At 70.3% G+C, this 16,880-nt stretch carries 18 protein-coding genes; 8 read left to right on the top strand and 10 right to left on the bottom strand.

Annotation, left to right across the window (positions count from 1 at the left end; genetic code table 11):
- Positions 1–11: 11 nt before the first annotated feature.
- From KZ820_RS01435 to KZ820_RS01455, 5 genes are all read right to left on the bottom strand, one after another.
- Positions 12–260 carry a hypothetical protein gene (locus tag KZ820_RS01435; RefSeq protein WP_219746938.1) on the bottom strand — a complete coding sequence of 83 codons (249 nt, stop codon included), beginning with the start codon at positions 258–260 and terminating at the stop codon, positions 12–14.
- A gap of 640 nt (positions 261–900) precedes the next feature.
- The gene (gene flgH, locus KZ820_RS01440; RefSeq protein WP_219746939.1) at positions 901–1,668 is read right to left on the bottom strand and encodes a flagellar basal body L-ring protein FlgH; all 768 of its coding nucleotides are present in this window, start codon (positions 1,666–1,668) and stop codon (positions 901–903) included.
- Between the two features lie 16 nt (positions 1,669–1,684).
- A complete protein-coding gene (gene flgA / locus KZ820_RS01445) occupies positions 1,685–2,146 on the bottom strand; it encodes a flagellar basal body P-ring formation chaperone FlgA (RefSeq protein ID WP_258047822.1) in 462 nt (153 codons plus the stop codon).
- Positions 2,147–2,148: 2 nt separating this feature from the next.
- Complete coding sequence (gene flgG / locus KZ820_RS01450; RefSeq protein ID WP_183929975.1) at positions 2,149–2,934, bottom strand: flagellar basal-body rod protein FlgG; 786 nt, start codon at positions 2,932–2,934, stop codon at positions 2,149–2,151.
- Between the two features lie 40 nt (positions 2,935–2,974).
- Entirely contained in the window at positions 2,975–3,721 is a 747-nt protein-coding gene (locus KZ820_RS01455) for a flagellar hook-basal body complex protein (RefSeq protein ID WP_219746940.1), read from the bottom strand.
- A gap of 189 nt (positions 3,722–3,910) precedes the next feature.
- Between KZ820_RS01455 and KZ820_RS01460 the strand changes: the two genes are divergently transcribed.
- The 4 genes from KZ820_RS01460 (at position 3,911) to KZ820_RS01475 (ending at position 7,225) form a co-directional block, all read left to right on the top strand.
- The gene (locus KZ820_RS01460) at positions 3,911–4,426 is read left to right on the top strand and encodes a flagellar basal body-associated FliL family protein (RefSeq protein ID WP_308462092.1); all 516 of its coding nucleotides are present in this window, start codon (positions 3,911–3,913) and stop codon (positions 4,424–4,426) included.
- Positions 4,423–5,721 (top strand): flagellar motor switch protein FliM, encoded by a 1,299-nt coding sequence (gene fliM / locus KZ820_RS01465; protein WP_219746941.1) that lies wholly within the window; start codon positions 4,423–4,425, stop codon positions 5,719–5,721. The genes KZ820_RS01460 and fliM overlap by 4 nt, the downstream gene beginning before the upstream one ends.
- Before the next feature lie 56 nt (positions 5,722–5,777).
- Positions 5,778–6,374 carry a hypothetical protein gene (locus tag KZ820_RS01470; RefSeq protein WP_219746942.1) on the top strand — a complete coding sequence of 199 codons (597 nt, stop codon included), beginning with the start codon at positions 5,778–5,780 and terminating at the stop codon, positions 6,372–6,374.
- Between the two features lie 71 nt (positions 6,375–6,445).
- Positions 6,446–7,225 (top strand): MotE family protein, encoded by a 780-nt coding sequence (locus KZ820_RS01475; protein ID WP_219746943.1) that lies wholly within the window; start codon positions 6,446–6,448, stop codon positions 7,223–7,225.
- 261 nt (positions 7,226–7,486) lie between these two features.
- On the opposite strand, the gene KZ820_RS01480 is transcribed toward KZ820_RS01475, so the two are convergent.
- Complete coding sequence (locus KZ820_RS01480) at positions 7,487–7,624, bottom strand: hypothetical protein (RefSeq protein WP_219746944.1); 138 nt, start codon at positions 7,622–7,624, stop codon at positions 7,487–7,489.
- Between the two features lie 338 nt (positions 7,625–7,962).
- Positions 7,963–8,361: a hypothetical protein gene (locus tag KZ820_RS01485; protein WP_219746945.1), complete on the bottom strand. Its 399-nt coding sequence runs from the start codon at positions 8,359–8,361 to the stop codon at positions 7,963–7,965.
- Positions 8,362–8,476: 115 nt separating this feature from the next.
- Here KZ820_RS01485 and KZ820_RS01490 point away from each other — a divergent pair, with 115 nt between their 5' ends.
- Both KZ820_RS01490 and KZ820_RS01495 read left to right on the top strand, forming a co-directional pair.
- Positions 8,477–8,692 carry a hypothetical protein gene (locus KZ820_RS01490; protein ID WP_219746946.1) on the top strand — a complete coding sequence of 72 codons (216 nt, stop codon included), beginning with the start codon at positions 8,477–8,479 and terminating at the stop codon, positions 8,690–8,692.
- On the top strand, positions 8,689–10,455 hold the full coding sequence (locus KZ820_RS01495) for a hypothetical protein (protein ID WP_219746947.1): 1,767 nt from the start codon (positions 8,689–8,691) through the stop codon (positions 10,453–10,455). The genes KZ820_RS01490 and KZ820_RS01495 overlap by 4 nt, the downstream gene beginning before the upstream one ends.
- Positions 10,456–11,101: 646 nt before the next feature.
- On the opposite strand, the gene KZ820_RS01500 is transcribed toward KZ820_RS01495, so the two are convergent.
- Positions 11,102–12,016, bottom strand: a complete 915-nt coding sequence (locus KZ820_RS01500; protein WP_219746948.1) for an ROK family protein — start codon at positions 12,014–12,016, stop codon at positions 11,102–11,104.
- Positions 12,017–12,460 (bottom strand): MarR family winged helix-turn-helix transcriptional regulator, encoded by a 444-nt coding sequence (locus tag KZ820_RS01505; protein WP_219746949.1) that lies wholly within the window; start codon positions 12,458–12,460, stop codon positions 12,017–12,019. It abuts the gene before it with no gap.
- Between the two features lie 133 nt (positions 12,461–12,593).
- On the opposite strand from KZ820_RS01505, the gene KZ820_RS01510 reads away from it, so the two are divergent.
- The gene (locus KZ820_RS01510; protein WP_219746950.1) at positions 12,594–13,502 is read left to right on the top strand and encodes an alpha/beta fold hydrolase; all 909 of its coding nucleotides are present in this window, start codon (positions 12,594–12,596) and stop codon (positions 13,500–13,502) included.
- 50 nt (positions 13,503–13,552) lie between these two features.
- Positions 13,553–14,731 carry a winged helix-turn-helix domain-containing protein gene (locus KZ820_RS01515; RefSeq protein WP_219746951.1) on the top strand — a complete coding sequence of 393 codons (1,179 nt, stop codon included), beginning with the start codon at positions 13,553–13,555 and terminating at the stop codon, positions 14,729–14,731.
- A gap of 325 nt (positions 14,732–15,056) precedes the next feature.
- Here KZ820_RS01515 and glmS read toward each other — a convergent pair whose 3' ends face one another.
- On the bottom strand, positions 15,057–16,880 hold the full coding sequence (gene glmS, locus KZ820_RS01520; RefSeq protein WP_219746952.1) for a glutamine--fructose-6-phosphate transaminase (isomerizing): 1,824 nt from the start codon (positions 16,878–16,880) through the stop codon (positions 15,057–15,059).

A 16,880-nucleotide genomic window follows, 5' to 3' on the forward strand; every position in this document is an offset into this window, starting at 1 on the left:
CGCGTCAGCGATCAGCCGCGCTCTCCGCGACGGGTCGGCGCGGGCGGCGGCGGCGGCGGGGCCGGCGGCGCATAGGGGTGATAGATGCCGTCCGACGTGTAATAGCCGTCGACGATACCGTCACCGTCGCGGTCGGCGGCGCTGCTGCCGGCGACCGCGCCCGGCGGCGGCGGCGGGGGCAGCGGCGTGACCGGCTTCTTCGAGCAGGCGGCGAGCATCGCGAGTCCGCAGGCGGCGATCAGGACGGTACGAACACGCATAGTTTTCTCCCTTTCGACGCGACCGGTTTCCGTGCCGCGCCTTCGACACTCCCTGTCCTCGCAGCAGCGCACGGCGTCGACAAGGGGTCATTAACCAAGCGATCAACGGAGCCGCGTGCGCGCCGACCTGTCACGCCCGCTCGAGGCGACGGTCAGCGCCGGTACCCTAGGGTGAGATCGTGGAGTGGCCCAGGCGATCCAGGTGGCCAAAAGAGGATGCGCTGAGGTGGTATGGCGTAACGCCCTGGATCCTTTCAGCGCTCTGGGTTCTCGCGGAAAGCGCCGTACTGTATGCGACGACGTCGTGGGACTGGCGACCCACTCTTCCTCGCGGCAGCGACGCCGGACTTCACGAAGCCGTCAGAAGAGTGCACGCCGCCCGACGGCCTAACTGACAAGCCCCTTCGTCAGACCGACCAGGTTGCGCTCGAGGGATGAGATCAAGACGACTGCTGCAGCTTGTGACGGGCCTCCTCATCGCGCCTGCACAGCGCCGGACTCACGGTCGCCCCATAGCGTCCTCCGCATCAAGTCGCGGACGCTGCTCAGGCAAGACCGGGACGTGTTCGGCGGCGCGTCGCCACGTGCCGTTCACGTCCTCGGGCGTGGCGAGACGAGATCAGCCGCGGACCCGCGCGGCTCAGAACGGAGAGACCGCCTCGATCACTTGCTGGCCCCAGCGCGGCTGCTGCACATCGGTAATCTGCCCGCGGCCGCCGTAGCTGATGCGGGCGTCGGCGATCTGGCTGCTCAGCACGCTATTGTCGCGCGCGATATCCTGCGGTCGGACGATGCCGCTGACGAGGAGCTGACGCAGCTCGAAATTGACTCGCACTTCCTGGTGACCGCGGATCACGAGGTTGCCGTTGGGCAGCACTCCCACGACGGTGGCAGCGACCACGGTGTTGATCTGCTCGCTGCGCGATGTGTTGCCCGTGCCGGTGCTGCCCGACGCGTTCTTGGTGTCGAGCAGCGACGCCGGGTTGGCGCCCGACGGCAGCACCTTCTTCAGCGTGTTCTCCAGCCCGAGGAAATTGGGCAGGCCGACGCTGTCGTTGCCGCTTCGCGCCCGGCTCGACTTATTGTCGAGCGTGGCGCTGTCGGCGATGCTGATCCGCACCGTGAGGATGTCGCCGACCTGCGAGGCGCGCTGGTCATGGAAGAAGGCGCCGGCGCCGGTACGGAACAGCGAGGCGCTGCCGCCCGGCTCGGTCATCGCCGAAGGGTCTCGCCCATATTGCGCCTGGTCGCCGAGCGAGGGGGTCACCGTCGGTGCCACCGGGGTCTCCGCCGGTTCGATCTTGGGCGGCTTGCCGATTGCCTTCAGTCGGCCGACCGAACCGCAGCCAGCGAGCAGCGGCACGATCGCGGCGAGCAGCAGGACGCCGCGGTAGGGCTGCAGTCTCATCACGCTCTTCCTTCCTTCAGCCGGCGACCACGACTCGGCCCGGCGCCTCGGCGCGACCCGAGAGCGTGCGCTTGGTCGAATCGCAGATCACGCGAACCGGCTCGCCCAAGCCGGCGGCGTTGAGCGCCTGGCCCTGGGTGCTGATCGTCAGCGCGCCGCTGCGCAGCACGAGCGTCACGGGCTCGCCGCGCTGGATGACCTGCGGCGCGCGCACGTCGCCCTCGCGCACGACCGCGCCCGCGGCGAGCCGGCGCGCCGCGGCCCGACCGACGATGTTCGCCGCCGCCAACGCGCCACGCATCGGCGGCGGATCGCCCGTGTCCCAGACGCGCAGATCGTCGGCGCTGATCACGGCGCCCGCCGCGACCGGTTGCGCCAGAACGACCGGCGCCGCTGGTGCCGCGGACTGCGCTGCCGCGGGCGCCCCCACCAGCGGCAGGAGTGCCACGGTGAGGCGCGCGAGCCCGAACCGCATCATCCTCACCGCAGCTGCGTCGTGGTGGCGAGCATCTCGTCGGCCGTCTTCACGATCCGGCTGTTCATCTCATAGGCGCGCTGCGCGCTGATCAGCGCGGTGATCTCGGCCACCGGGTTGACGTTCGACGCCTCGAGATAGCCCTGCTTGAGCGTCCCGAAACCCGGCTGACCCGGGTTGGCGACCGTCGGCTGACCCGAGGCCTCGGTCTCCTGGAACAGGTTTGAGCCGAGCGCCTCTAGCCCCGCCTCGTTGACGAAGGTCGCGAGGTCGAGCTGGCCGACGTCCTGCAGCTGCACCTGGTCGGCGAGCTTGACCTGCACGAGTCCGGTCGGGCTGATCGACACGTCGGTGGCGCCGTTCGGGATCGTGATGTCAGGCTGGACGCGATAGCCGTCGGTCGTCACCACCTCGCCCTGGTCGGAGAGCTTGAACGCGCCCGAACGCGTGTAGGCGACCTCGCCGTTGGGCAGCGCGATCCGGAAATATCCCTGACCGAGGATCGCGACGTCGAACTTGCTCTTGCTCTCGGTGGTCGCTCCCTGCTCCAGGACACGATACACGCCCGCGGCGCGCACGCCGCTGCCGAGCTGGATGCCGGCGGGCACGCGCGTGCCGTCGGCGCTGGTCGCCGCGCCGGGCCGGCTCACCTGCTCGTACAGCAGGTCCTCGAATTCCGGCCGCTGCCGCTTGAAGGCGGTGGTGTTCATGTTCGCGATATTGTTCGCGATGACGTCGACGTTGGTCTGCTGCGCCAGCATTCCGCTCGCGGCGATCGACAGGGAGCGCATCTAGGTTTTCCTGTTGTGAGAGGAGGAGGTCGGAGGAAAGTCAGTCGGGCTTGGCCAACCGGGAGATCGCCAGCTTGCGCAACGTGTCGATGTTGGCGGCGGCCTCGCTGGTACGCTGATAGGCGCGCAGCACCTCGATCATGTTGGTCGTCTCGATGATCGGCTGCACGTTCGAGCCCTCGACGCCGCCGCTTCGGAGGCGCGTCTCGGCGGCGGGCAGCAGCCGCCCGCCGGCACCGGTGAGCAGGCCGTCACCGCGCTCGTTCACGCGCATCTCGTCGAACTGGGTCACCGCCAGCCGTGCGATCGGGCCGGCGCTGGTCGAGACGGTGCCGTCCCCGGCGATGGCGAGGCTGCCCTGCTCCTCCGGCGATACCGCGATGTGGCGGCCGTTCTCGTCGAGCAGCGGCGCGCCCGAGGGCGTGCCGAGCTCCCCGTTGGTCAGCAGAGTGATGAACCCGGCGCGCGTGTAAGCGGTCGCACCGCTCGCGTCCTCCACGGAGAGATAGCCCGGGCCGTCGATCATCACGTCGAGCGGGTGGCCGGTCGCCTGGAAGGCGCCCGCGCGCGAGTCATGCACTTGGCCGTAATCGAGCACGAACGACAGGCGCTTGGCGTCCTCGATCGGGGCGCGGCGGACGCGCTCGACGTGTTCGCGAAAGACTTCCTGCTCGCGCTTGAAGCCGACCGTGCTGCTGTTCGCCATGTTGTTCGCGGTAACGTCTAGCTGACGCCGCAGCGCGGCCTGGTGGCTCAGCAGCACATAGGTGGATACGTCGGATCCCATCCGTCTCTCTCGCCCGTCCTTCTACGTTGCATCGCCGCGGCGCCGCCGTCGCGACCGGGATCGGCGCGGTCCTCGCACCAAAAACCAGCGCGTCGCGGCAACTGCCCGAGGCTCGCCCCTATAATAGGACCAACCGCGCCGGGTGGTGGCTCACCGCTCGAAATTGCGCGGCCAAGCATGAGGTATGACGTGGCAGAACGAGCCGACGTGTTGAGATTCAACCGGTCCCGCGGCCCCGCGGCGGTGACGACGGAACCGCGCGACGAGCAACGTCGCCTGCTGCTGGCGGTGATCGTCGCCTTGGCCGCTCTCCTGATCATCGGCGGTGGCATGGCACTCGCGGGCGTGTGGCCCTTCGCTGGCGGGGAGACCGCCGGGCAACCGAGCGGCCAGGCCGCGAGCGCGCGCTACGTCGACGTACCGCCGATGGTGGTGACGTTGCGCAGCGCCGACGGCCGGCAGCATTTTCTCAAACTGCACTTCGTCATCGTCGCTTCGGACTCCGCCCAGGTCGGCCGGATCACGTCGGCGATGCCGCTGATCCTCGACACGCTGCAATCGTTCCTGCGCGAGCTGCGCCCCGAGGATCTCAGCGGTTCGGCCGCCGTGTTCCGGGTCAAGGAAGAGATACTGGTCCGGTTGCGCGACGCGCTCGGCCATGATGGCGTGAACGAGGTGCTGATCCAGGACCTGATCGAGCAATGACCACCAGTCCCGACGGCCGCGCGCCCGGCTCCGCACGCCCGGAGCGCACCGATCCGGCGCGCGGCGACCGCGTCAACACCGATCGCTCGACCGCCGCCGCGACGCCGCGCCGGAGCGAGGTGCGCGCACCCGCGGCGGCCGGAGCGACGGCGCCCGGAGATCCCGGCGCCCCGCGGGCCGACGCACAAGCGAGTGGCTCGGCTGTAACGGCGCGGCCCGGCCCTGCTGCGCCGGCGGGGGACGCCGCCACCACGGGTCCCGCGCCGACTTCCACGGTGAGTGATCTAAGTCAGGCCAAGCCGACCGACACGGTCGAGCCAGGCCCGGGCAGCGACGCGCCGGACACGTTCGACCAGGCGAGCATCGACGCCCTCTTCGGCGTCGAGAGCGCCCCTCGACCGGCGCGGCGCACCGGATTGCGCGCGCTGATCGAGGCGGACGTTGCCAATCACGAGCGACTGCCGATGCTCGAGGTCGTGTGCGAGCGCATGGTCCGCACGCTCGGTACCAGCATGCGCAATCTGACCGCCGATTCGCTCGACGTCCGCGCCGAGCGCGTCAGCACCATGCGATTCGCCGAGTTCATGGACCATCTGCCGCTCCCCGCCATGATCGGCGTCTTTCTCGCCAAGCAATGGGGCAATTACGGCCTGATCACCGTCGACTCGTCGCTCGTCTACGCGGTGGTCGACTCGCTTCTGGGCGGTCGACGAGCCCCCAATACGATGCGCATCGACGGTCGCGCCTTCACCGCCATCGAGACGCATCTGGTCGGGCGCATGATGCAGCAGACGCTCGACGATTTCGCCCAGTCGTTCGAGGCGATCGAGCCCGTCGACTTCACGCTCGAGCGCGTAGAGGTGACGCCGCGTTTCGCCGCGATCGCGGCGCCGACCAATCTAACCGCGGTAGCGAGCTTTCGCATCGACATGGAGGGTCGCGGCGGCCGCTTCCTTCTCGTCCTCCCGCACGCCACGATCGAGCCGGTACGAGAGAAGCTGATCGAGCGCTTCGTCGGCGAGAAGATGGGGCGCAACACGATGTGGGAGAGCCATATCGCCGAGGAGCTGTTGCATACCGAGGTGCAAGTCGACGCCGTGCTCGGCGAGCGCGAGCTGCGGATCGAGGATTATCTCGCGCTCAGCGAGGGGCGCACGATCACGCTCGACCGCGCACCCGACGACGGCGTCGCGCTCGAGTGTCGCGGTGTCCCGCTCGCGACGGGGACGATCGGCACGCACAGCTCGCTGGCGGCGATCCGTCTGAGCACCCCGATCGGCCAGGTGGCGTCGTGACCGACCTCTCCTTCATCACCAATGTCATCACCTCACTGTTCTGCGCCGCGGTGTTGGTGCAGACGGTGCGGCTCTCGCGCGCCGTGCACAAGCTTCGCCACGCCGGACTGATCGAGGTGGTCGCCTCGCTCGAGGCCGCGACGGACACGTCGCAGCAGGCGCTCGGCGAGCTCACCAAGGTGCTGAGCGCGGAGGGTCCGCCGCTCGACGCGGCGGTGCGCGGCGCCCGCGACCTGCGGGCGCAGCTGGTCACCCTGCGCGACGAGCTGTCGCTGATGATCGACATCGGCAACGGGGTCGCCGAACGCATCCTGGCGGCGGCGAACGGCGCTCGCGGTGCGCCACCCCGCGACCTTGAGGCCGATGTGAGCGCCGCCAAAGACCCGGTGGGACGAGCGTCTTCGTCGCCCGCGCAGGAAGCGAGCGCGGAATTCGAGGACGCAGCTTCGATGCCCGGCCGATCCTCGCCGGCACCTACCGACGGGCCGGATGGAGTGGAGAAGGCTGGCCGCAATGGTCGCGGAAGAGCACTCGCGGCTGTCCGCGCGGCCGATGCGCCCTCCTCGACCGATCAGAGCGAGCACCTGCCCTCAGGTGAGGTCGATCGCGCCGACTCGTCGCCCGAAGCCGCCGCCAAGGAATCCCGATCGTGACCCAGCAAGTTGTTCCTCCACCCGCCGCGCGCGTTGGCGTAGCTTCTGCAGATCCCCTAAATCCCGCCAGTGTGGCAGCGGCGCCGGCGCGCGGCTGGACCAAACGCCTGTTGCGTCCCTCGCTGCTCACGCTCACCGCCGGCGCCGCGGCGGCCTCGACGATCGCGCATGCGGTGGCCGGAACGAGCGCGACCGAGGCGGTGAGCGACAATCGCTTCGGCAACGCGATCGCGCAGAGCATCAGCGAGCGTGACCAAGCGATCGCGCGACGCAATCGTGCGGCGGAGCTGCGCGAGCAGAGCGCGCTGGCGCTGGAGCAGCGGGTGCAGTCGCAGCTCGGTGCCCGGCGCGGCGACGAAACGCGTGCCGACCAGGCGGGCGGCTACGGCGATGCGCCGCAACCCATTGAGGATCTCGCGCGAATCTATCAGACGATGAAGCCGAATCGCGCGGCGTCCGTCTTCGCGGCATTGGACATCGATCTGCAGGCACAGGTCGCGCGGCGCATGCGCGGTCGGTCGCTGGCGCTGATGATGGGGGCGATGACCCCCGCGGCCGCGCTGAGGCTCAGCACCGCGCTCGCCGGGCGTGCCGCGCCCGATATGCCGGTGGCGCAGCAGCGCGTCGCCAGCGCGGCGGGAATCACTCTACCCTCAGCGGCGCCGCGACCGTCGACGCCGCGGCCGGTGGTAAACCAGCCGGCGGCACCGACGCGCACTGACCCGTCCCCCTTGGGCCCGGCCGCGCCGCGGGTGAGCACACCGCGCATCGCCGCCCCGCCGCTCGCCCCCGCTGACGCCGGCGGCTTGCCCGCTAGGTCCGCAGCCCAGCCGGCGCGACCTGCGACCTAAGTCGCGCACGGTTATGGCATGCCGTGCAACGCGAACTGATCGACGCCGCAGTGTCGGGTGCATGCCGGCCCCCGGGCGGCGTCATCGCCCGGTCGTAAGCGCCTCTGACCCGTGATCCTTTGCCCCCTCATGCTGGGCCCGCGGCGGACCACGTCGCCTGGCGCATTTCGCTGGCACTGCGCGACTTCAGCGGTAGCCAGCCCGAATGCTTCCCCGGCGCTCGCCCGTAATGATGTCAGCAAAGCGACACACGGCGGCCGGTTACAGGTAGGGCGCCGTCGGCACGTTGATCTGTTGGCCGATCAGCCCGCAGCTCGCGTCGATTTGGACGCGGAAGTCGCCGCCGGCGGTGTCGCCGAGCGCGTCGGAGCGCGCCAGTTGCGGGTCGCGCGTCTCCACACGGACGTCGAACGGGAACTCCTGCGACGAGCTCGATGTTGGCAGCGGCTTCTCGATGATCGCGTATCGCGGACAAGGGCCCTCGCGACCGGCGCGTCAGCTACCGGGTGGATCGGCGTGGCAGCGGTGCTCAGGAGGCGCTGATGACGCTCTGCGATCACGAGGCTCGCGTATCGAAGCGCGCGCTGGGCGCGCGCGTCGTAGCGGCCCTTGGCGGCAACAGCTCGGCGACGCGTTCGCTGAGACCCTGTCGCCCCGCGTTCGCACCGGGACCAGCGCGCAACGTGCATGACCCATCCGCGCTCGCCTCCCACCCGAGGTCGTGAAGTCAGCGTCGCTCAGATCGGTTCGCTGGTCACTTCCAGGATCAACACCCGGCGTGCGTCGCTCATCCCCGTGCGCTGCATGGCGCGGTTGAGCACGCCGCTCATCCGCTCGGCATTGATCGGCGCCAGCGGCCCACATTCGGCGCGATCGAAGTCGATGAGCGCGATCAGCAGCGCCGACCGCGCCTCCGGCCGCTGCTGGTAGAGCCGCAGTGCGCCGTTGGAGTCGGTGGCCTGCAAGGCCAGTCGCACCCGCATCCGACCGCTGATCGTCCCGCCCTCGAACAGCGGCAGCTCGATCGGATCGACGTACACGATCGGGCGGTCGGTAATGTAGCCGCGGATGTCGGCGCCGCGGTCAGCCGCAACCAGCACGAGCGGCAGCAGGGCACGCAGCAGCGAGCGTCTCAAGCGATCCTCCGAAAGCGACGCGGCGCCACCGCGCGCCGCTCATCCGCTCCTATGATAGGACGAGCAACTCGATGGATGGTCAATGCCCGGACGAAACCTTCCGCCACGCTATCGCGTGATCACCCGCGACAGGGAGAGACCGGCGTCGCGCGTCGAGCAGCGTGACCGCCCGTGGGACGATGCCCCATTAGAGGTCGAACCCTCGACAGCTCCGCGCGATCGCGGCGAGGATGGGCCGTCGTGGCCGTTGATCGGCCTGTTCCTCTCCGCGACCGCCGCGGGTGGTGCCGGCGTGGCGCTGCTCGGCCTGATCCCGGACGTGCTGTCGTGAGGGCGCGTCTTACCGCTGCGCTCGCGCTGGCATTCGCCGCCGGCGGCGCGACCGCGCAGACGAGCGGCGCCACCTTCGCGCCGACGCTCGCGCGGCTGCCGCTGCCCAGCGGCAAGGCGGCGTGGCCGATCGTGCCCGACTCCGCATCCTGGCGCGCGCTGAGCGTCTCCTCGAGCGAGCGGCAGCCGGCGCGCTGGGCGTTCGCCCGCAGCCTGATCGGGCAGGACCGCGGCGCCGAGGCGCTGGGCGTGCTCGAGACGATGCGTCAGGACGAGCCCGATCTGCTGCTGCTCGACTCGTTCCGGCTCGCCTACGGCGCCGCGCTGACGCTCGCGCACCACGACAATGAGGCGCTTATCGCGCTCACTCCGCCGTCCGGCGTGACGGACTCGCCGAGCGCCGAGCGCTGTGCCTGGCGGCTACGCGCGCTGACCGAGCTCGCTCGATATGAGGCCGCGCGCGCCTTGGTGAGCTGCGCCACGCCCGCACTGATGGCCCGACCGGCGGTGGCAAGGACGCCGTTCACGCTGGCGATCGCGATGGTCGCGCTCGAGACGGGTCGGCCCGAAGCGGCGACGGCGGTGCTCGCGGGCATGCCCGCGGATCACCCTACCGCGACGCTGTTGCGCGCGCGGGCGCAGGCGCTCGAGGGGCAATATGCCCCGGCGCGCACGCTTTTCGGCAAGATAGAGCGCGAGGGGCCGGCAGTGGACCGCGCGGCCGCCAGGCTGGGGCTGATCGAGGTCGGCCTGGCGGACCGGTCGCTCGCGCCCGAGGCGGCGATCAAACAGCTGAACGCGCTCACCTTCACCTGGCGCGGCGACGCTGTCGAGGAGCGTGCGCGCGCGCTCACCTTCCGGCTCGCGGCCGAGGGCGGCGACCACGCCACTGCTCTCGCCGCCGGCGGTGCGCTGCTCCGTTATTTCGACGTGACCCGCCGCCCGGCCGACTTCCGCGCCGAGGTGCAGCGCCAGCTCGAGGCGTTGATCGGCCCGGGTGCGACCACGCCGCTACCGCGCAGCGCGACCCTGTTGTGGGACTATCGCGACATCCTGCCGCCGGGCGCGAGCGGTAATCAGCTGATCGAGACCTTCGCGCAGCGCCTCGTCCAAGCGGGTCTGTACCAGCAGGCGGCCGACCTGCTCGCCTACCAGCTGCGCTATCGCATCAGCGACATCGCGCAGGGCCCGCTCTCCGCGCGCGTGGCCACGCTGCAGATCCTCGCCGGTAAGCCGGGCGACGCGGTGACGCTGCTGCGCACCACCGCGAGAAGCGATTATACGCCCGCGATGATCGCGGAGCGCCAGCGTATCCAGGCGATCGCGCTGTCGCAGCTCGGCCGGGTCGACCAGGCCGTCGCGATCCTGGCGGAGGTGCCGAACAGTGCCGCGCTGCGCAGCGAGATCCTGTGGAAGCAGCGGCGCTGGGCCGATCTCGTCGTCGCGGACCAGTCGCTGCTGCCCCGCGCCGCGGCGCCGCTCAGCGACGTCGAGCAGATCGTGGTGTTGCGTCACGCGATCGCGCTGGCGATGCTCGGGCGAATGAGCGATCTCGGCTCGCTGCACCAGCGCTACGCCGCGGGCTTCGAGGCCAAGCCGAGCGGCCGCGTCTTCGGCCTGCTCAGCGGACCGCTGAATAGCGTTAGCGGTACACGACTTGAGGAAGCGCTCGCGGCGCTGCCGACCGTCAGCCCTGTCGATGCGCTCGCGCCACTGTTGGACGCGCCCGTCACGCCTGTCATGTCGGAGAGGCAAACGACATGATGATGGGTCTGGCGCCGTGACGAAGGCGCGCCCGCGTCGGCGTCGACCGAGGCGCGTACGCTCGTCGCGCTCGAAGGGAGGGTCGCAGTGGAGGGTAGGCCACTCGATGGGCAGCAGCCTGGGGGTACGTATCCAAGCCCTGCATCCTCCCGCGCACGTCGCGGCGCGAGATATCCGCCGCGGCGCGACATACGTCATCCTCCGTAGTGTCGCCTCAGCCTCGCCAGTGGAAACCAGGATGGTGTCGGAGTGGCGGCAGGTGACAAGAACAAGGCGTGGGTTTGCCAGTATTGAGCTGCCCGCGCCGCCTTTCCAAGATCCTCTGCGATATTCTTCCGTCGTCCCCAACCCGTCCACGAGCTCAGGATGGTCTTGGTCCGGGATCCACCGTGCCGATGCGCATAGCCGCTGCTCTCGGAGAACTGGATCCCGGAACTAGTCCGGGATGACGAGAGGTGAGGAGTGTACCGCGGATGTCGCAGCGAGAAACTGAGAGACACCGCGCAATTACCTACGGCGGCGATCCTCGGCAGTACCGAGCGTCCTCCCTGGACAAGAGTCGCCGCCAGCGCTTCGGACAAGCCGAACCAGAGCTTCGCGGGCGAGGCATGCAGCATGCGCCGCTCGCTCCACCCCTTCCGAACCACTACCCCGCCAGCGCGGCGCCGAGCCGGTCTTCCACCGCCAAGGCGCCGAGCAGCACCGCACCGAGCGGCCCGGCGTTGCCACCGAGCGCGGCCGGGACGAGAAACGTGTCCATGTCCGTCACTTCGGGCAGCGCGACATAGCCGTTCAGATTGGCCGCGGTCGCCGCGCGCAGCCGCGGCAGCAGCCACGGGTTGCCCACCATCACCCCGCCGCCCAGTACGATCCGGCGCGGCACGCCGGTGAGCGTCAGCGTCGCGAACAGCGTCGATAGCGCACCGATCACCGTCTCCCACGCGGGGTGATCCGCGCCGAGGTCCTCGCCCTTGATCCCCGTCCGCGCCGCGATCGCGGGGCCGGCGGCGAGCCCCTCGACACAGGCACCGTGATAGGGACAGGCACCGATCCAGTCGTCGCCGGCGACGCGGGGTGGCCGAATATGGCCGAACTCGGAATGGGTCAGCCCGTCGACCGGGCGTCCATGCGCGATCATGCCCGCGCCGACACCGGTCCCCACCGTGACGTAAGCGAGGTCGGGCAACCCCTGCCCCGCGCCCCAGCGCGCCTCGGCCAGCGCCGCGCCGACGACGTCACTGTGGAAGCCGACGGGCACGCCGTAGCGCGCACCGAGGCGCCGCGCGACGTCGGTGTTCGCCCAGTGCGGCTTGGGGGTGGAGGTGATCTTGCCATAGTCGCCCGAGTGCGGGTCGATCGACACCGGACCGAAACTCGCCACGCCGATCGCCGCGAAGCCGCGCCATTGGTCGAGCGCCGCCTCGAGCGCGGGGAGTGTCTCCTCCGGGCGCGTGGTGGGCACGCGCACTTCCTCAAGGATCGCGTCCGGACCGCGCGACAGTACCGCGATACACTTCGTCCCGCCGAGTTCAACGCCCGCGATCAGCGGCAATTGCGCCATTCAACTTTCCTCCTGCACCGCGGCGTCGATCCGCCGCAGCATGTCCGTGAACTGGTCGAGCTCGGCCGCGGTGAAGCGACCGAAGATGCGCCGCTCCAGCGCCTTCGCCTCGGGCGCGACCTGGGCGTACAGCGCCTCGCCCGCCGTGCTCAGCCGCAGATGATGCGAGCGCCGGTCGGTGTCGTTGGGGCTGCGCTCGAGCAGGCCCCGCCCGGTCAGCGCGATAGCGGCGCGGCTCACCGTCACCTTGTCCATCCGGCTGCGCTCGCCCAGCTCGACTTGCGTGATCGGTGCGTGCTCCGCGATCAGCGTGATGAGCCGCCACTCCGGGATCGATAGCCCGAACAGCGCGTCATAGGCGCGCGCGATTCGGTCGCTCACCCGGTTAGAGGTGACCGACAGCAGATAGGGCAGGAAGCGGTCAAGGTGGAGGCGATCGGCCATGAAGCTGCTGCGCTATCACGGGACGCGGCGCAGCGGAACCAGGATGGAAATGTTGCATTCACGTGACGGTGATATGACGCCTATCATACAGGCAGAGGGCGCGGCGGGAGGCGCGCCCGGGACGGAGTGAATGATGACGCTGGTACGAGCGAACGGGATCGAGATCGACGTGGAAGAGAGCGGCCCGCGCGACGGGCCCGCGATCCTGCTGATCATGGGCCTGGGCGCGCAGCTGGTGCGCTGGCCGCCCGCGATGGTGGAGGCGCTCGCGGCGCTCGGCTATCGCGTGATCCGCTTCGACAACCGCGACGTCGGCCTCTCCACCAAGTTCGACCATGCCGGCGTGCCCAGCATCGTCTGGACGGTGATGCAGAAGCAGTTCGGCCGCGTGCCGCCGGTTCCCTATACGCTGACCGACATGGCGGCCGACGCGGTCGGCGTGCTCGACGCGCTCGGGGTCGAGCGCGCGCATCTGGTCGGCGCCTCGATGGGCGGGATGATCGCGCAGCTGATGGCGGCGCGCTGGCCCGAGCGCGCCGCCTCGCTCACCTCGATCATGTCGACCACCGGCCATCCCGGCTGCTCGCGCCCGTCGATGCGCGCCACCGCGCTGCTGCTGCGCCATCCGCGCAGCGACGACATCGAGGCAATCGTCGCACACGGCACGATGGCCGGCCGCGCCGTGAGCGGGCGCTTCCCGATGGAGGACGCGATCATGGCGGAGCGGATCCGCGCCGAGACGCTGCGGAACCGCTGCCCCACCGGCTTCCTGCGCCAGATGGCCGCGATCGTCGCCGACGGCGACCGCACCGAGCGGCTGCGCGCGATCGCGGCGCCGACCTTAGTGATCCACGGCAGCGACGACCCACTGGTACCCCCCGCGGGCGGGCGCGAGACCGCGCGCGCGATCCCGGGCGCGCGGCTGCTCGAGATCGAGGGCATGGGGCACACGCTCCCGCCCGAACTGATCGAGCCGATCGTCGCCGCGATCGATGAGCATGTGCGCGCCGGCACGTCACCGCTGGTGGCGCGCGCCGCCTGATCTGACCGAGGGTTGACGCCGCCGCCTGGTGGACGGCAGGGCAGGCGCGCATGACGCTGACCCTCTCGCAGCGCGAGGCGCGCCGGATCGCGCTCGCGGCGCAGGGTTTCGGCCGCCGGTTGCCCCTGAGCCCTGGCGCTGCGCAGCTGCGCGCGACCGCCGAGCGGCTCGGCCTGTTCCAGATCGACAGCGTGAACGTGCTGACGCGCGCGCATTACCTTCCCGCCTTCGCGCGGCTGGGCGGCTACGATCGCGGCTTGCTGGAGCGCGGCGCCTGGGGGCCGCTCCGCCAGCGTCGGCTGTTCGAATACTGGGCGCACGAAGCGTCGCTGCTGCCACTCGACCTCCACCCGCTGCTGCGCTGGCGGATGGCCCGGGCCGAGCGCGGGGAGACCGGCTATCTGCGGCTGCGTCGCTTCGCCGGTGAGGATCGACCGCGCGCGATGGCGGTGCTGGAGCGGATCGCCGCCGAGGGTCCGCTCACCGCGGCCGATTTCGAGAATGGTGCGAGCCGCAGCGGCTGGTGGGAGTGGAGCGACACCAAACACGCGCTGGAATGGCTGTTCTGGTCGGGCCGGATCACCACCGCGACGCGGCGCGGCAGCTTCGCGCGCGTGTACGATTTGCCCGAGCGCGTGCTGCCCGCGTCGGTGCTGGCACTGCCGACGCCCTCGCCCGAGGTGGCGCAGGCGGGGCTGGTAGAGCGGGCCGCCCGCGCGCTCGGGGTGGCGACCGCGGCGGACCTGCGCGATTACTACCGCCTGCGCCCCGCCGAGAGCGACCATGCGATCGCGGCGCTGGCGGAGGCGGCGGTGTTGCTGCCGGCGCGCGTCGAGGGCTGGCCGCAGCGCGCGTGGCTGCATCGTGACGCCGCGGCGCCGCGGCGGGTGCGATGCGCGGCATTGCTGGCACCGTTCGACCCGCTGGTGTGGGAGCGCGGACGGACCGAACGGCTGTTCGGCTTCCGCTACCGGATCGAGATCTACGTGCCGCAGGAGCGCCGGCAGCACGGCTATTACGTGCTGCCCTTCCTGCTCGACGAGGCGCTGGTGGCGCGGGTCGACCTCAAGGCCGACCGTGCCGCGGGCGTGCTGGCGGCGCGGCGCGTGACGCTCGAGCCGAACGCGCCTGCCGACACGATGCCGCGGCTGTTGGCGGAACTGGAGCGGATGGCGGCGTGGCTCGGGCTGCTACGGGTGGTGCTGGACGAGGTCACCGACAGCGGGTGAGGCGGTGGGGAGCGACGACCCTCCCCACCCTGCCGTCATCCTGCGCTTGTCTCAGGATCCACCGTGCCGTGCCGTGGGCCAACGGCTATCCATCTCGATGGAACCGTGCTCCGGCGAACGCCGGAGCCCAGGCCCGCACGAGGGCCGCGCGTCGCTCTAGGCTCCTGCGTCGGCAGGAGCACGCAACCGGTTCTCACGCGACGAGTCATACGCCTGCGGAACCGTGGATCCTGAGACACGCTCAGGATGACGCCAGAGGTGAGGGCGAGGACAGAACGAGGTGCCGCGGCTCCGCGCTGCTGCGCCCGCCGAAGCTTCGTCCGCATCACTCCACCGTGACGCTCTTCGCCAGGTTGCGCGGCTGGTCGACGTCGGTCCCCTTCGCCACCGCGACATGATAGGCGAGCAGCTGCACCGGCACCGCATAGACCAGGGGCGCGATCAGCGGGTGGACCTTGGGCATGGTGATGGTCGCGACGCAGCCCTCGCCCGCCGCCTCGACGCCGTCATAGTCGCTGATCAGCAGCACTTTGCCGCCGCGCGCCTGGACCTCCTGCATGTTGCTGACGGTCTTGTCGAACAGCGGCCCCGTCGGCGCGATCACCACCACCGGGACATGCTCGTCAATCAGCGCGATCGGTCCGTGCTTCATCTCGCCCGCGGCATAGCCCTCCGCGTGGATGTAGCTGATCTCCTTGAGCTTCAGCGCGCCCTCGAGCGCCAGCGGATAGTCCGTGCCACGGCCGAGGTAGAGCACGTCGCGCGCGCCGGCGACGGTGCCCGCGATCGCCTCGATCGACTCATCATAGGCCAGCGCGCCGTTGATCGCGGCGGGCGCCTCGGCGAGTTGGCGGACGATATTGCGCTCTTCCGCCTCGGTCAGCCGACCCTTGGCCTTGGCGAGGTTGGCGGCGAGCGCGGCGAGCACCGCGAGCTGGCAGGTGAACGCCTTGGTCGAGGCGACGCCGATCTCCGGCCCGGCATGGGTCGGCAGCAGCAGGTCGGCCTCGCGCGCCATCGTGCTGGTGGGCACGTTGACGACCACCGCGATCACCTGCTTCTCGGCGCGTGCGTGGCGCAGCGCGGCGAGTGTGTCAGCGGTCTCGCCCGACTGGCTGATGAAGAGCGCGAGACCGCCCTCCTCCATCACCGGCGCGCGGTAGCGGAACTCGCTCGCGACGTCCAAGTCGACCGGTACGCGCGCGAACTGCTCGAACCAATATTTGGCGACCATCCCGGCGTAGAAGCTGGTGCCGCACGCCACGATGGTGACGCGGCGGATGCCGGAGAGGTCGAAGTCGGGAATCGGCAGGACGATCCGCCCCTCGAAGCGCTGCAGATAGCTGCGCAGCGTCTGGGCGACCACGATCGGCTGCTCGTAGATCTCCTTCTGCATGAAGTGCCGGTGGTTGCCCTTGTCGATCAGCGCGCCGGTCACGCCCGAGATCGTCACCGGCCGCTCGACCGGTGCATTGTCACGGTCGTAGACCTGCGTGCCGTCGCGCGTGCAGACGACCCAGTCGCCCTCCTCGAGATACGCTATCCGCTGTGTCAGCGGCGCGAGCGCGAGCGCGTCCGAGCCGAGATAGGTCTCACCGTCGCCGTGGCCGACCACCAAGGGCGAGCCGAGCCGCGCGCCGATCAGCAGGTCGGGATGGCTGCGGAACAGGATCGCCAGCGCGAACGCGCCGTGGAGCCGCGGCAGCACCTCGCGCACCGCGTCCTCGGGTGCCGCGCCGGCCTCGACCTTCTCGCTGATCAGGTGCGCGACCACCTCGGTGTCGGTCTCGCTGGTGAAGACGCGGCCGCGGGCGATCAGCTCCTCGCGGAGCGCCTTGAAGTTCTCGATGATGCCGTTGTGTACCACCGCCACCTCGTCGGTGGCGTGCGGGTGCGCGTTGTTGGTGGTCGGGCCGCCGTGCGTCGCCCAGCGCGTGTGCGCGATGCCGGTGTGGCCCGGCAGCGGATCGGCGGCGAGTTCGCGCTGAAGGTTGATCAATTTGCCCGAGGCGCGACGACGCGCGATCTGGCCGTCCACCACGGTGGCGATGCCGGCCGAGTCATAGCCGCGATATTCGAGCCGCTTGAGCCCGTCGAGCAGGCGATCCGCCACGTCGTCGTGGCCGAGGATACCGACGATACCGCACAT

The organism is Sphingomonas citri, assembly GCF_019429485.1.
Taxonomy (GTDB): Bacteria; Pseudomonadota; Alphaproteobacteria; order Sphingomonadales; family Sphingomonadaceae; genus Sphingomonas; species Sphingomonas citri.